The sequence below is a fragment of the Prevotella sp. P2-180 genome (assembly GCF_002251435.1).
Lineage (GTDB): Bacteria > Bacteroidota > Bacteroidia > Bacteroidales > Bacteroidaceae > Prevotella.
Genome location: NZ_NPJI01000108.1, coordinates 1 through 14,789 on the forward strand (window position 1 = coordinate 1; position 14,789 = coordinate 14,789).

General features: G+C 43.2%; 20 protein-coding genes. 2 read left to right on the plus strand and 18 right to left on the minus strand.

Features of this window, described 5'->3' with window-relative positions:
• Nucleotides 1-150: 150 nt before the first annotated feature.
• Together CIK98_RS15230 and CIK98_RS15235 are read right to left on the minus strand one after the other, a co-directional pair.
• The gene (locus tag CIK98_RS15230; protein ID WP_094385741.1) at nt 151-1,221 is read right to left on the minus strand and encodes a hypothetical protein; all 1,071 of its coding nucleotides are present in this window, start codon (nt 1,219-1,221) and stop codon (nt 151-153) included.
• Nucleotides 1,214-2,305: a hypothetical protein gene (locus tag CIK98_RS15235; RefSeq protein WP_094385743.1), complete on the minus strand. Its 1,092-nt coding sequence runs from the start codon at nt 2,303-2,305 to the stop codon at nt 1,214-1,216. The genes CIK98_RS15230 and CIK98_RS15235 overlap by 8 nt, the downstream gene beginning before the upstream one ends.
• A gap of 179 nt (nt 2,306-2,484) precedes the next feature.
• On the opposite strand from CIK98_RS15235, the gene CIK98_RS18360 reads away from it, so the two are divergent.
• On the plus strand, nt 2,485-2,646 hold the full coding sequence (locus CIK98_RS18360; RefSeq protein ID WP_172409985.1) for a hypothetical protein: 162 nt from the start codon (nt 2,485-2,487) through the stop codon (nt 2,644-2,646).
• A gap of 509 nt (nt 2,647-3,155) precedes the next feature.
• On the opposite strand, the gene CIK98_RS15245 is transcribed toward CIK98_RS18360, so the two are convergent.
• The 16 genes from CIK98_RS15245 to CIK98_RS15305 all read right to left on the minus strand — a co-directional run bounded on the left by CIK98_RS15245 (nt 3,156) and on the right by CIK98_RS15305 (nt 12,851).
• Nucleotides 3,156-3,779 carry a hypothetical protein gene (locus CIK98_RS15245; RefSeq protein ID WP_094385747.1) on the minus strand — a complete coding sequence of 208 codons (624 nt, stop codon included), beginning with the start codon at nt 3,777-3,779 and terminating at the stop codon, nt 3,156-3,158.
• A gap of 13 nt (nt 3,780-3,792) precedes the next feature.
• Complete coding sequence (locus CIK98_RS15250) at nt 3,793-3,993, minus strand: hypothetical protein (RefSeq protein ID WP_094385749.1); 201 nt, start codon at nt 3,991-3,993, stop codon at nt 3,793-3,795.
• A 567-nt stretch (nt 3,994-4,560) separates the two neighbouring features.
• Nucleotides 4,561-5,106: a GNAT family N-acetyltransferase gene (locus tag CIK98_RS15255; protein ID WP_141210563.1), complete on the minus strand. Its 546-nt coding sequence runs from the start codon at nt 5,104-5,106 to the stop codon at nt 4,561-4,563.
• Nucleotides 5,099-5,284, minus strand: a complete 186-nt coding sequence (locus tag CIK98_RS15260) for a hypothetical protein (RefSeq protein ID WP_094385753.1) — start codon at nt 5,282-5,284, stop codon at nt 5,099-5,101. Before CIK98_RS15260 ends, CIK98_RS15255 begins: the two co-directional genes overlap by 8 nt.
• Nucleotides 5,285-5,656: 372 nt before the next feature.
• Nucleotides 5,657-6,184, minus strand: a complete 528-nt coding sequence (locus tag CIK98_RS15265) for a hypothetical protein (protein ID WP_141210564.1) — start codon at nt 6,182-6,184, stop codon at nt 5,657-5,659.
• A 42-nt stretch (nt 6,185-6,226) separates the two neighbouring features.
• Nucleotides 6,227-7,462 (minus strand): hypothetical protein, encoded by a 1,236-nt coding sequence (locus CIK98_RS15270; RefSeq protein WP_094385757.1) that lies wholly within the window; start codon nt 7,460-7,462, stop codon nt 6,227-6,229.
• Between the two features lie 45 nt (nt 7,463-7,507).
• Nucleotides 7,508-8,323 (minus strand): bacteriophage abortive infection AbiH family protein, encoded by an 816-nt coding sequence (locus CIK98_RS15275; protein ID WP_094385759.1) that lies wholly within the window; start codon nt 8,321-8,323, stop codon nt 7,508-7,510.
• Between the two features lie 138 nt (nt 8,324-8,461).
• Entirely contained in the window at nt 8,462-9,403 is a 942-nt protein-coding gene (locus CIK98_RS15280) for a hypothetical protein (protein WP_141210565.1), read from the minus strand.
• Between the two features lie 346 nt (nt 9,404-9,749).
• Complete coding sequence (locus CIK98_RS15285; protein WP_094385762.1) at nt 9,750-10,046, minus strand: type II toxin-antitoxin system YafQ family toxin; 297 nt, start codon at nt 10,044-10,046, stop codon at nt 9,750-9,752.
• A 6-nt stretch (nt 10,047-10,052) separates the two neighbouring features.
• On the minus strand, nt 10,053-10,295 hold the full coding sequence (locus tag CIK98_RS15290) for a hypothetical protein (protein WP_094385764.1): 243 nt from the start codon (nt 10,293-10,295) through the stop codon (nt 10,053-10,055).
• A 317-nt stretch (nt 10,296-10,612) separates the two neighbouring features.
• Entirely contained in the window at nt 10,613-10,759 is a 147-nt protein-coding gene (locus CIK98_RS18365) for a hypothetical protein (RefSeq protein ID WP_172409986.1), read from the minus strand.
• Nucleotides 10,760-11,065, minus strand: coding sequence for a type II toxin-antitoxin system VapC family toxin (locus CIK98_RS15295; protein ID WP_094385766.1), 306 nt, complete (start codon nt 11,063-11,065; stop codon nt 10,760-10,762). It abuts the gene before it with no gap.
• Nucleotides 11,066-11,078: 13 nt separating this feature from the next.
• On the minus strand, nt 11,079-11,225 hold the full coding sequence (locus CIK98_RS18370; RefSeq protein ID WP_172409987.1) for a hypothetical protein: 147 nt from the start codon (nt 11,223-11,225) through the stop codon (nt 11,079-11,081).
• A gap of 226 nt (nt 11,226-11,451) precedes the next feature.
• Nucleotides 11,452-11,829 carry a DUF6169 family protein gene (locus CIK98_RS15300; RefSeq protein WP_094385768.1) on the minus strand — a complete coding sequence of 126 codons (378 nt, stop codon included), beginning with the start codon at nt 11,827-11,829 and terminating at the stop codon, nt 11,452-11,454.
• A 108-nt stretch (nt 11,830-11,937) separates the two neighbouring features.
• Nucleotides 11,938-12,066, minus strand: coding sequence for a hypothetical protein (locus CIK98_RS18980; protein ID WP_256387787.1), 129 nt, complete (start codon nt 12,064-12,066; stop codon nt 11,938-11,940).
• A gap of 410 nt (nt 12,067-12,476) precedes the next feature.
• Nucleotides 12,477-12,851 (minus strand): hypothetical protein, encoded by a 375-nt coding sequence (locus CIK98_RS15305; protein ID WP_094385770.1) that lies wholly within the window; start codon nt 12,849-12,851, stop codon nt 12,477-12,479.
• 182 nt (nt 12,852-13,033) lie between these two features.
• On the opposite strand from CIK98_RS15305, the gene CIK98_RS15310 reads away from it, so the two are divergent.
• The coding region (locus CIK98_RS15310) for a BT4734/BF3469 family protein (RefSeq protein WP_094385772.1) at nt 13,034-14,789 on the plus strand (1,756 nt) is incomplete at its 3' end.

The following is a 14,789-nucleotide window of genomic DNA, read 5'->3' on the forward strand; positions in this document are numbered from 1 at the left end:
GTTTAAAATAACTTCAGAAAGTTGAGTCTTTAATCTTTAAAATCTTTAATCTTTTAATCTTTAATCTTTTAATCTTTAATCTTTAATTTTTTAACCCTTTACCCCTTTAACCCTTTAATTTTTTAATCTTCCTTCTTTAAGGCTTGCCTTTTAAAATTTTAATTTTTTAATCTTTAATTTTTTAATTTTTCCTTTCCCCACCGTCAGCTCCACAGTTCCGTCAGGCCGTATCTCCACACCTTCATATTTTGCCTCTATCTCCACCTTGCCATCCACGGCTATCACGCCCCAAATGCCAGGGTATTTCTCCACTGCACAGTACTTCCCCACGGGTGCCTGTATAGTGCGATAGGTGGCAGGAACAACAATGCGCCCGTTCTGTTTCAACCCCCATTTTCCACCAATCTGAAAAGGTACGACGGATGACAACGCCTTTATCACCCTGCTCCTCTGCCGTTCAGCGGCCTTCGTTGCTTCTTCCTTCTCTTGTTTCATCCTCGTTCTCACCTCAATCCTGATGTCTTCAATGCTCATGTGAATCAGGCTTCGCTCCATCAAATTGCCACCATTGCCCAGTTCACTCCATACCGCCTTGCCCGTCTTTTTTTCCAACCGCACATAGTAATATGTACCCTCGTCATCCATCACCACCACCGACTCGTCTTCATACTCCACCATCAACCAATAGGTCCCGACATCATCACCCTTTATTTGACACTTCCGATTATCCCGCAACCTATATATCATCTTTCTGAGCACATCCCCTTCCGGAGTGTCACAAAAGGAAAGAATCAGATACAGCCCGTTCTTGGCGGACCTGACAAACGAGGGATCGGTCTCAACACTATAGCAGTTCTTCGTCCGGGTGAACAGATAGTCACGTAAAAAGGCCACCTCAAAATCTCCATACCGGTGCAGCTTGGGCATACTGCCGAACAGCTGCCCCGACTTCAAGTCAACATAGAAGATATGGATGCACGAACAATCCTCGTCACGGAGCATATATCGCAACTCAGGATTGTTCATCACTACCGGCCTGCTGCTTCTCAGTTTCACAAAGTCATGGGCAGCAAACGTCGCATGCTTGAAATTGCGCTTTGCAAAGAGTACCTTGCCGTGTACGTCCACCACACCGACCTCTCCCGACTCGAAGCGCACGCACTTCAGTCCGTCCTCCCGAGTGTCAAATATCTCAGCGATTCCTAATTTCTCATTACTCATTTCCAGTTCCTAATTTCTTGGAAATCACTTTCCCCGCTCTTACCGTCAAATCCACCGTACCGTCCGTATGAATCACCACATCCTCATATTTTGCCTCCACCTCAACCTTTCCATCCACGGCTATCACACCCCAGATGTGTGGATATGTTTCCATGGCACAGTAGCGTCCTACGGGATATTTCACGCTGCGATAGATGGGCGGCACCACAATGCGCCCCTTGCTCCTCAGTCCCCATTTGTTGCCTATCCGGAACGGTTCAGCTGACACGAGCGTTGCCATTTGCCGTTCACGCTCCTTCTCCGCCTCGCGTTTCGCCTTTGCAGCCTCCTTCTTCAGCCGCTCAGCCACCTGTCCCTCTATCTCACGCACGTCACGGAGGAGCATTGCCCTTTCCGCCTCGTTCCCCGCAACTCCCAGATACACCTTCACGGCCTTTTTCGACCTTGTACTCCTTTTCACATGGTAATAGTTCCCCTCGTCGTCCATCACCAACAGCGTGTAGTCCTCAAACACCTGCATTTTCCAATAGACTCCGCTCTCGTCGCCATTCAGCAGGCAAACCTCATACCGGGAGAGGTCATATATCATCCTCTTCTTGATTTTTTCCTCCGGCTCCCCGTTATAGGGCAAAGCCAAATACAGCCCATACTTCCCATGCCAAGCCTCGGCGGGAACAGCCCTCACCTCATACAGTTTCCTGGTTCTTGTACACAAGTAACCGCCGATGACCGCAATCTCAAAGTCCCCGAAGTGTACGAACTCCGGCATCTGGGTATAAAGCTCTCCATTCTTCATGTCGATGAAGAACTCCCTCTCGTTGGCTTTGCCTTCCTCATTCTCGATTAACTTCGTTGAATATCGGCTGCACTCGGCATAGCCAAGCGAGCTTGGGTCTCTCCTCTCGCTGCTCACTCGGTTAAAAACCCTCAGAAATCCGTTTTCGGCAAAGTTCAACTTTTGGAACGGTCCCACCACCAGTTTCGTCTCTCCCTGTGTGTTCACCACCCCCACATTCCCCGATGCAAACCGCACGCACCTCCAAGCGCCCCTCGTATCAAGCACTTTCTCAATACATTCTTCCATAATCTATTATCATTAATCAGTTCATCAGTCAACAACACTTTAAGCTTCAGCTTTTAATATCTTTTTTAAGGTTTATCCTTTTAATTTTTAATCTTTAATTTTTCTTCCCCTTTTAATTTTTAATCTTTAATTCTTTAACTCAACTTTCGCATATGCTCAACTCTAAGAAGTTAAGGAAGTTGAGTTTACTTAAGAACTATATTGAACATTTGCTTTCCGATATAGCAGACAATTACGAGGACGCACGCCTATATGCCAAGCTGAGCAAGGAACGTCCCGAAGGACACGTCATGCTCAACGAACAGGAAAAGGCAGAATTTGAAGATTGGTTAGGCGTATGAATGTAGGTAAATCAATCAACTTACCGCTAATCATTAATACTTCATCGAAAGTAATCAATCATCAAACACTTGCTTTAGCTTGATGAGCTTGCGAATAATCAGTAATCTTTCATCAGTAATCAAAACATGTTCCCCTCTATCTTCCGCTTGCGGACCAATTTACTTTAATTCACGTTTCATTCCCGATAATTCGCGTTCATCAAAACATTCCACCTGCGGACCTCCATCTGTTGAAATATAATTATTTTCTTTTAATTGCTGGTCATTTATGGCACTTGCTTTAGCTTGATGAACTCCTCTTTAAATTTACAACGTGTGAATAATTGCTGTTTCCCCAAAACAGTCCGCTTGCGGACCTCCGTATCCTCTGCGGGACACGGACCTGTCCCGTTCTGCATTCCTCTTGCGTTAGCCTCTGGGAGCGTGGGCGTCCCGCCCGCTGCCTAACGAAAATGCGTATATCTTATGGAGAGTATGGACAGTGGACTTCATACTGAAGTGAATCCACATTAATTGAAATATTGAATTAATGTATCCCAATAACGGGCAATAGTGAATCCAAGTGCTATTATCCAACCGAGGTAATAGATAGCTTTCATTGCCAAACCCTTGCGGACAGACCATCTAATTGCACTCTCATTGTCTTCGTAAAGTTCATCAAGTTTGATCAATCCACCTATAGATCTCTCATAAAGGTCAATAGACTTTTCTTTGTCCTTTGTTTCCAAAAGACGTGCCTGTTCGTTATCTTTCTTTGACTGGCGAAAATAATTCTGCATTTCAGCAACGAACTCACCATTATTGATATCTGATAGTTTTCCAAACAGACGTGCCAGCATGTACTTTCTCTTGATGTCTGCACCAAAATGATACCATATATACTTATAGCCATCAAGAAGACAACGCATATAATGACCTTGTGCCATCTCAATCTGAGATTCTACATATTCACGATTCTCTGATTTATCATGATCATAGCAACGTGTAACATGGTCTTGGGCTGCCCTTATCTCATTTAGAAGTGGAACAGGGAATTTCTTGTAACGCAATTCGATGAACACAATCACCCACCGCACCCTGTCGTTGTAAAATGTGTACAAGTTCTTCTGCTTATTATACAAGAATGATTCCATCTAAAAAGTAAGTTTAAAAAAGAAAATCCATTAGAAACTTTCTCAATTTCCCAACCTTAAGCGTTTTAACATAACGTCTCTTGCCGAGAAGGATATTTCCTCGGGCATATACCATTGAAGAACGTCCAGAATCATACTCCATTATAGTATTATCCACTTTATTTTCGTTCTGTATGGCGTAATCTGCAAGTTTCTTAATGTCGCTTATAGCCATCTTATTATTGTTATTTCGATGCAAAATTAGCACTTTTGTTCATAATAGCCAAATAATTGTAGATATTTCTCTGTTCTTTAAGTTATTATTAACATAAAGGGCACAGGGATAGTACCCCCCCCCCCGAACAGTAACATAACTTCAAAGTTATGAGCCGTTATGAGCAATTGCTATTTTTATTTGTTGTACCTTTGCATTTGAAAAAAGCGAAGCCAGGCTGCACTCGGCAATATTAAACAAGCTTATATTGCACTCGTTTGCACTGACTTTGCACTGTGAAAAGGAGAACGCCCCTTTACTGGCCAGAAGGAGTCACATCCCGATCACACAGAGAACTTTAATTTACCCTTTAAGGTTTACCTTTTAATTTTTAACCTTTAATTTTCCTCCCTGTCCCCTGTCCCAGCCGAATAATCTTTAATTTTTAATCTTCAATTTTTTAATTTTTTTGGTACAGGCCCGGCTGGCCAGGCTTTAAGTCCTTTCCCTCCTGAGGAGGGGAGGATTTAGGAGGGGATGTGGAACCTCTCCTAGCAGGAGAGGACGGGTGAGGTAGAAACCAAGTCATCAACAAATATGTTTCAAGTCATAATACATAGCGACGGTAGCAGCCGTCCCAGACTCATACCTTAACCTTTCGTCTGTACCCATGAACATAAAGCCATTTTTCAAATAGAATGGAACTGCAGAACAATAGGCATCTACAGTAATAAATCGGCATCCAGTCTTGTTTTCTGATACCATCCAATGCTTGATATAATCTATTATTTTAGTCCCCCAACTGTCGCCCGTATGTTGATATATCTTACTAACGCCCAATCGCCCTATCTTAACAGCAGGATAATCCTTGCGATGTTTGGAGTGCGGGAATAAAGCTTTAATTTTTCTCCAAAAGCCTTTTGACAATTCCAAAGCCGTAACCTTGTCATTAGATAAAGTGAAATAAAACACCGTGTTTTCTCCATCTTCAAGAAAATATGTTACAGCCAACAATTCATTCTGATAATGCAAAGCTTGTGAGACGAAGAAATCATTAATATCCTCGTCACCACAATCAAATGGAAGAAGCGTGCGACTATCTGACAGCCTTTCGAATGGTAATGAACTATTCACAAGCTTCTTGCCTTTTTTTAATATTCAACACTAAATTAAGAAACTGCTGAGCACTCGCCTCAATTCGGTCACGCTCTTTAATTCTTTCCTCTTTAGTTGGCAGTATGTTAATTTCCTGAAGGAACCTATCTGCATCTGAGCCCATTAATATTGGGGTATTTCTAATTGGTCTTGCCATAATAATCTTTGTTTAATATTTAATCCGCTGCAAAGATACGCATTATTTCTCATTCCATCAAACATTTCCCCCGATTTCTTCGAATAATCATCCATCACCCATCCGCATGGGCGCCCTCGGCGCATAAACAATCGCACTATGTGCGTCAAACACTCGCAACTCTCGTGCCAGCGAGAGCAAAGCATCAAGCTCGCTTGAATGCTCTGCCGAGCGCAGCCGAGAGTCAACAAAGTTAACTTTCTGTTGCGTAGGTAATTCACGAGCAACCCCTTGTGGGCGAAAGCTAGTTTGCTCGTACAGGCCCAGCCGGCCAGGCTTTAAGTCCCCTGTCCCCTGAGGGGAAAGGGGAGTTTTCGAAAAAGAATACTTCTATCATTCTGTAACAAACGCACTCGGGCCAATCACCAAGTACTCATAGCCCCAAGCGAAGGTGTCATCGTCTGCATCTCCGTTCATCAAGTCCTGAAAAGAGGTATATGAGGACTCGAATATCCGTCCGTACAGCATATTGATGCTGCCCAACTGCCAGGTCATTGCCGACCTGACATCTCTGTCCGTCCTCTTGTCCTTCATCACCACCGCCAGTATATGGCATACTGCCTCCAACAGGAACTCATAGAACGAGCAATGATTATCCTTGTCTGACTCAAACAACATCACGTCTTTACTGTATAGCCGTGCAAGACGTTCCAGCAGATAGAATGCATTGCCTGCCGCCTCCTCCATATCTCCGTCCTCCACTTGCTTCATGAGCGTAGCCAACAATGGCACATAAGCGTATGCTGCCTTCTTGCCGTCCTCCCATGCCTCTGGCTCTATCCACGCCTTGTCAATCTCCTCCTTCATCGAGGCAGAGAAACCGATAAATCGGTATTTCTTCCACGACTTCACAGTCCTCATGGCAGCGGGATATTTGTTGGGATGATCTTTCCCCTCTAATCCCTAATCTTTACTCGTAAGTTCTCTCATCAACGCCCTTCTATTCCCATATTTCACCATAATCTCTGCCACAAAATCGACACCCATGCTCTTCGCCACCTCGCAGGTAGAACACAACAGCATGATCTCATCCACGATGTAATGATAGGAACCAGAATCAGCATATCTCAATCTCAAACGCAGGTCATCAATGACAAAGTCAGCATACGCCCTTTGGTCATCCTCACTCATATATCGGGCATATCGCTTGAAGTACTCCGTTCGATGGGTCGAAGAACTATTCTGCTTCAGGATTTTCAGCAGACATTGGTATTTCTTCTCTTCTACAATCAGGTCGCAGACTTTCTCACAGTCATCATCCGTAATGCAAGGAATATCCCCGAATGCCTTGACCACAAAGTCATCCCATTCCTCAAGAGGAACAATCTCCTTCATCCTGTCGAAGTACAAGCGTTTGTTGCTCAGATGCTGACGGAACACCCTTCGATACTCCTCCGCAACCCCTTTCATATCCCCTTTGCGCTCCAGTAACAACGCCTTTTTCAGATGCAGTTGTGCCGAGCCCATAAACCGATCAACCCGAAACTCCTTCAGAATCTTGTCAATAGCAGCCAAAGCCTCTTCGTCCTTGCCGTCGTTTATCAATCCGTTAATCAAATGAGCCGACACGGACGGCATATACAGGTATTCCTCCACAACCCTCTCAATGCCCTTCTCGTCTCCCATCGACCTCAGATAGTCTATCTTCTTCTGCAACAAGTCATCGAGAGCATCATACTTATGTAGAGCGCAGAGATATTCAAAACTACCTCCCTCCAAGTCCTTCTTATACTCCTTAGAGTGTCGTTCTATCTGCTTGTCCATCTCTTCGATATATCGCTCAGCACTCGCCAACCGGAAGTCAATCGCCTCATGCACATTGTCGAAGAACGCCAGGCAATAGTCATCGTACGCCTCCATTGCCTCAATCTCCGCAATCTCCCTCTGTGCCATCTCCACACACTCCTTCGGAGTCCTGTCATTCCTCAGCACATTGGCCAGCGTCTCTTCAGCCTCCCGAGTATAGAAGTCATCCCCATCCCATTCGGAATGGTCATACACCTGCTTCCGTTCATACTCTTTGCCCACGAAACGTAAAAAGTCCAAACCCTTGCGCACGGCAGCGACATTGTCGCCCGCCATAGCCAAGTCATTGAACTCCTTGAATCGTGGATATGCGTTAATAATCTTTCTTTGCATAAATCCTCTTTTCTGCTATTATAGCAACTTCTTACTCAGCATACATCAGAAATCCACAAAGCGAGCATTCACACCAAGTTCATCTGCCACATGGAGGGCACGATTAAATTCCATGAATGTATGATTTCCGAAAATCACATATACATCGTCCCCTGTCATCTCCACAATTTTTTCAAGATAAGGCAGGTCTATATCTGAATACGAAAATCCCAATATCGTCATCTCTTTAACGCCTCTCAGTGCATCGAAGAAGCCGCGATTATTTTTTATTATTTCTGCAACAGGTTTCTTGAATACATCGATGAATTCGTCGGACTTCCTTATAAGTTTCTCCTCCTCAGTCTCCTCCATTATATTCTTATATTCATCGGAATAGTCTTCATACCAGCTTCTGTCTCTTTTGGAACTTCCGTGACCAAATACAATCCTATCATCCTTTACAGAACCATGGATGTGCAAGACTCTGTCTTCATCAATACCATACACGTCCTCCAATGTCCTTGTATAGTTGAAAGTAATGAACATAGCATCCTTATCAATGTTTTCAATGATAGTACTGCTATCAGGCAACCCTATCGACCTAACCCATTGCTTTATTGCCTCGTAAAGAGCAGCCTTAAACGCTTCCAAGTCAGCCTTTGTCACATCGCAAGGATAATCGTCCAAATTGAAACAGAAAAGACATTGCTCAAAGTCACTCCACAGATCACTTTCCACTTCACTGTATATCCGTTTGTATTGGCTATATACTTCAGGTCTGTTTTCCTTTAGCCATAACCTAAAGTCAGTAAAGCTACAATGTAACCCATGGTGTATATCAAACCCATTACCAATTATATAAAGTTTTTCTGATTTTATCATAATGAATTATGTACGTTTAATAATCTCTTGATTAAGCCCTCTTGCCAATCTTCTTCTCCCCCGTCCGCTTGCGGACCTCCGTTCCCTCCGCGGGACACTGACCTGTCCCCTGTCCCGTCTCTATTTCTCTCGAAGTATTTAATCCTTATTAATTATGATATGAACTTTGGATGATGGCATATCACATTTCTTTATACGGTCAGTCAATTCGTCCCATGATATTCCATTTTTATCAGACAAGTAATGATAATGAGGCTGAGAACCCAATTTACCACATTCTAATCCGTATAGGCCTTTAAAGGTGAAGTAAAAGCAATGCCATGTAGAGCCTTTGTGATAAATTCTGGCTTGTACTACCTTTCTCTGTTCAAGCATGGCCCGCATTTCACCATCTGTCATATCAGTTTTACCAACTGTCTCCACATCCCCATTATCTTTCTTTCTAAAGCATGCTGGATGTTGCTTCTCTTTAAACTTGTCAGGGTACTTCTCCTCGTGATAAACGTCTAATAGATATCCCATATCTTGTGACTCTTTATTTAGCCAAAGCAAATCCGTGGCAGATAGAGTAATACCTTCAAGAAGTTTTTCTTGTTCTTTCTTCGTTAGTGTGTCGTTAGCCAATAATTCATGGATTTTCGGATTCGGGGTACTTGACTCCAACTTCTCTTTAATCATTTCGTCTACTTTCTCCAAACAAAACCTCCTAATCGTATTTTGAGGAATATGGATGGGACATTTTACCTTCAGAAGATCTTCATAAACATTGGAAACATTCATTGCATGCCCCAATCTGAAATAATCAAATGGAGGCCAATTGAAATCATTATGAGGCACAATACCTCTGATTGCAAAGTCCTTATTCTTGTCTTTATAATAAAAATCTTGCATTGTTTTATCTCCATAACAATATTTATATTTTTTATGGTGGAAAGTGTGTGAATCCTTGGGGACAATCCAAAATTCTGATTTCCCCTCGACTTTAAGTTTCAACTCACTATTTTCTAAAAGACTTTCAATCACAAATTTTGTACGTAATTCAAACTCTTCACCTATTGCACTACTATTCATTTTGCCCATAACAATCATAATGTTAATAAGTCATAGCTTATAATTTTTTCACTTCAAAGCATCGACTTCTAAACTGATTAAGCCAGTAATCGTCTGAACCAAAATATTCTTTTTGCTTGTAATATCGGTCTGCCATATAGTCATTATAGTCACTGTCTTCATCAAACAATATATCATCCTCATAAAACATGCCATCCATTGCCCTCTTATAGTCATTAGCCGAGTCGGGACACGGACAGGTCACTGTCCCGCAGGAATATCCAAAAGTATAATCTCAAATGATTATAAAAATGAGGAGGCGGGACACGGACCTGTCCCCTGTCCCGTCACCTGTCCCCTGTCCCGTCACTATAAATCACCTTTTATTCTTATAGAACATGTCGGAATGTGTGCCCGTTGTTACCATTACTAAAGTAAGCTCGGAGTCATTCTGTTGCCACACAAGCAACCAATCTGATTTGATATGGCATTCCCAGGTCGCATTGCCTTTTTTATTAGTTAACTTATGTGGCCGATACTCGTCGGGCAACTTACCTTCCATTTCCAATATATCAATTGCCTTCTTTAAAAGACTCATATCCAAACCGCGTTTCTGACACAGTTTGAACGTCTTCCTAAATTCTGATGTGACAATCAAAGTATATTTTGCCATTACAACTTATTTCATTAAATCACGGAACATTTCATCAGAACTGGAATATGATGTCACATTTCCGTTCTTTATATCCTCCATGCCCGCTTTATAGGATGCGCTTTGTAATATCTGATCATTCGGTTTAGAGATACGAACCGAAGTCACACCTTTAATTAATTTAACAGCATCAGAAATCTTCTTCACTAATGACGCATCGTCAATAGTTACAATTAACTGAGACTGGCTATTATATGTTAATGTATTCATTGTCTAACAAATATTTTAAATTTAATCACGCTGCAAAGATACACATTATTTCTGAAGCTGCCAAGGAAATTGGGGAAAATGTGTTTTTTCACACATTACCATTTTTCAGAGTAAGCGTCCAAAAGTGATTAAAACCCTTATAGGACGGGCATTCCGAGAAGCCCGCCTATTTGTGATTTGTATGAACTTTGCCGTTCTTGTCAACCATATCTTCATAGAAAAGAAACCAAGCCTTCTCTAAATCACTGTTACTTATCATACCTTTTACTGTTTATTGAATTTGACAGTGCAAAGGTACAAACTTTTTCACGGATTACCTAAAACCACTTTTGGACGCTTACAACCCATTCTTTCAGACTGCCATCTATTGATGCAGCATCTATCACAGCGCCACCATTCTTCATGATGTTCCAATAGTTGTACTTGCACACCGTGTGATAATAGCAAATATCAGGATTGTTCATTCAATCCGACGGGTCTTTATGACCTTCCATCTCATTCGTCAAAAGACCTGCATAAGTCATTAAATGCTCCTTTTTGATGTCAAGCACAATGAAGGGCATTTCATTGTATATAGATTCTACTATAGCTTCAGCATTCGGCCATACCTTCGTCCATACTTTCTTGTTTTTATATTTCAGTATGACCTCACGAATTGTCTCAATACTGATACAAAACTCGTTTTCATAGTCCTCCATCAATGCACATACATCCGTCCCTAGATTGTCCGGTTCTGTAACTGCATCGATAAAGGCACAAGTGTCAAGCATATATCGCATAAATTCAAACTCTCGCAAATTTTGGGTCGTTGGTCTGAAGGTTATACTTTTTGCTCAACCTTTTCAACTTCTGATAAGTAGTTTCCTTCACAACACCAGCATTGGCCACTGTCATGACATTAACCTGAATGTTATTGACTGTTGCTTCCATAATAATTCCATGTATATAATTAATATTTCGCTGCAAATTTACTCAATTAATTTCAATCCACCAAACAAATCATCAAAAACCTGCATATTTATCCATAAAATCATCAGTCATTAATCATTCATCAATCATCATTCATCACATCCATCGTCCGCTTGCGGACCTCCGTATCATCTGCGGGACACTGACCTGTCCCCTGTCCTGTACAGAGACTGATGGTCCTTTACACTCAATTATTCTGCGGTTTACTTTGCAATGCCAATGCAGTCTGCATGAATTCATTAACAGCATCGGCAATATTTGGATTGTCATTGCGAATAATCAATGCAGCAAAATTATCAATACCTTCCTCATCTTTTATACAGACTGTGTGTATGGAATAACGCAAATTATTATCATACTGCTCAAACCAATAGCTGAACAATCTGCTTCGTATACCCTGTTTTCCATCTCCAGTCTCGCATATATATAGCAACGCAGCCTGATTTTTTTCAAAGAATTCTTCCAAAATAGCAATTACAGTTGTTTGCAATTTATGGTCTCTTGGAGACTTCTTGTTATTAGCATTACCGATGATTAACTGATATGACACACTTGAGGTAATCATAAAATCATCATCAAAGTCAATAGAGATCTGTACACCGTAATCTGTAGTGAAATCATAAGAGCCAGTTATTTCATCGCGCTCTACAGAATAATCAGCCTTTTTGTTTATTCACCCCCCCATGCTATTAACATACTTTTCTTTCATTCTTTCCTTAAGAACCGCTATACGCTGTCTTTTTGATTCCTTTGTGGCAACAAGCCTTCTCAAAGCTTCTTCTTTGGATATTATTGTATTCATATTAGTCCTTTCTTTAATAATCCGCTGCAAATATAGTATAAATTATGCGGAATACCAAATAAAATCCCGAAATTTTATTTTATTCCCATAATACCCCCTATCTTTTCATCAATCACCCATCATCAATAATCATCAATCAGCAACACTTTAAGCTTCAGCTTTTAATTTTTAATTCTTTAATTATTCTTTAAGGGTTTACCCTTTTACTTTTTAAGGTTTTACCTTTTAATGTATATTTATTGTCTTTAATTTTTTAATCCTTCTTTAAGGCTTGCCTTTTAAAATCTTTAATTTTTTAATCTTTTAATTTTTTAATTTTCCTCCCTTCCCCCCTGTCCCTCTTCCGCTCCACTCTGCGGAAGAGGCGGGCAAAAGGGTTAACACTTGCTATCAGGATACACATGCCTTTGTCAACAGAACTGATGCTTATATCTTATGCGCCTGCGTTCCAAAGCCTTCGCCTTGTCGTTTGCTGTCAACTGTGAATGGGCTGCCACCACCCTTGCCAGTACAGAGGCAAGAGTAGACTGGACTCGTGGTTGTTCACTTTCTGAAAATAATAGCTGAGCCATATTCATCAGCTTTCCAATCATGCTCACTACAGTTTCAATACTAATCGTCGGGTCAGGATTCTGAGGGTCAAGTTTGCGCAATGTTGCCATAGATAGACATCCATCCTTGTGGAGGGCTGACAGGGTAGTGCATCCCCAGCTTTTCAAAATTTCCTGAAATCCCCCGATGGCTTCTTGCAACCATTCCTGAAGGGGTGTTTGATGCTCTACCATGCACATATTCCTCCACCAAGATAGGCATCACGTTTTTTCGCTCTATGCCTATGCCAATAATGGCAAAAATATGTGAAACAAATAAAACAAACATCAAAAACATATCAGTCTATACGCTGATACGGAAATTTGTCCAGTTTCTTCCCTTTATGTAATTTTGCACCAAATAATTTTTTACGCTTATGAATAAAACTATCTTTTACGTGTATCCCAGTTGTATCAGCACACTGGCACACAACGAAGTCACTCTACCTGTGGTGTACGACACGATCAAGAATAATGAGGTGCTGCGGCAGCGCACCGAGAACTATCGCAAGGCCATCGAGGCTGACCTGCCTGCTAAGCAACTCAAGAAGCTAAAGGCTGAGCAGTTTCCGATGCTTATGCCTGCAGCTCGCTTCAAGAACGGACGGGAAATGGAGCATCTCGTGAGCTATACCACACTCTGCCAATGCGACATCGACAATATCCCATCTGACATTATGGAGGAGGCAAAGCGACGTGTGCGTGAGCTGCCGTTTGTGGTGATGTATCACGTGAGCATGAGCGGCCATGGCCTGCATGTCTATTACTTCTACCAGATACCAAACTGCGGTCTCACTCCGCAGGTGTATCAGCAGGCGTTCATACAAGGCAATGAGCGTATCGCCAACGCCATTCCTGCCGACTACGACCCGGCCGTTGGCAAGGCCAACCATGGTTCTTCCTTCTGCCATGACCCCGAGGCGTGGTTTAATCCCGACGCCGTGCCATTAAAGGTTGACATGACACTCAACGCCCAAAAGCGCAGCAAGAAAGACCATATTGCCAACAGCTCTGCAGTCACCGAAGAGATGTGGCCGGCGGCTTGGACTGTCGAGAAAGTGTTCGCCTTTGCACAAGACTGCGTCAACAAGTCTTCCACTGGTGAGTTCGCCCATGGCAACCGCAACAACTATCTCGTGCGCCTTGCCATGACCCTCTCCGACTTCGGCATGGAGCAGGATCACGCCGCACAGCTCATGAAGCAAGAATATGCCTCTCAATATGGCGAGGAGTCGATACCGTCGCTTGTGGCAGGATGCTACACAACCGCCGCACCTATGCACGGACGCAAGGCCCTACCCCACAGCTCTGGCAGCAAGGGCGACGACCGGAAGGGAAAGGTGAAGATCCTCCTCGCTGCCGACTTCCTCAGACAACAGTCTCTGAAATTCGACGCCATCACCCATAAGCTCAAGCGCTCTGACATGACCGACCTGACCGACCGCGACATCAACTCTCTGCTGCTTAACTGCAATATCGAAACCGGCGAAAACATCACCGTACAAACTTTCCGTGCTGCCTTGATGAGCAACTGCATCCCGGAGGTCAATCCTCTCACCGACTATCTCGACAAGGTTGAAAAAACGGTCACTACCGACATCGATGCTCCGTCATACATCGACGAAGTGTCGGCCATGGTACATGTCACGCATACTCCTTTCACATCTATTCTCTCCACCGAGGGGCAGGTGGATATCAAGGATGACTCACTCATCGCCCTATGGCAAACCAGCTTCCGCAAGTGGTTTGTGTCGATGGTGGCCTCGTGGCTGAATCCCAAGGTAGTCAACCATCAGATGCTTGTGCTCATCGGTCCGCAGGGCATCTTCAAGAGCACCTGGCTCGACGCCCTCATCCCCGACGAACTGGTGAACTACCGCTGCCGCCAGTCGGGCACCAACTTCAGCGACAAGGACGAGCAGCTGCGGTGCGCAGAGTTTGCCATGGTCAACTACGACGAGTTCGACCGTCTCTCAAGTTCCGACCTCGACAATCTCAAGGCCCTTATCACCACCCCCGACGTCAACGTCCGCGCGCCATACGGCTCCACCAAGGAACGCCGCGTGCGCATAGCCTCCTATTGCGCCTCAGGCAACAAGTCCCAGTTTCCCCCCGCCCAGACCGGCAACCGCC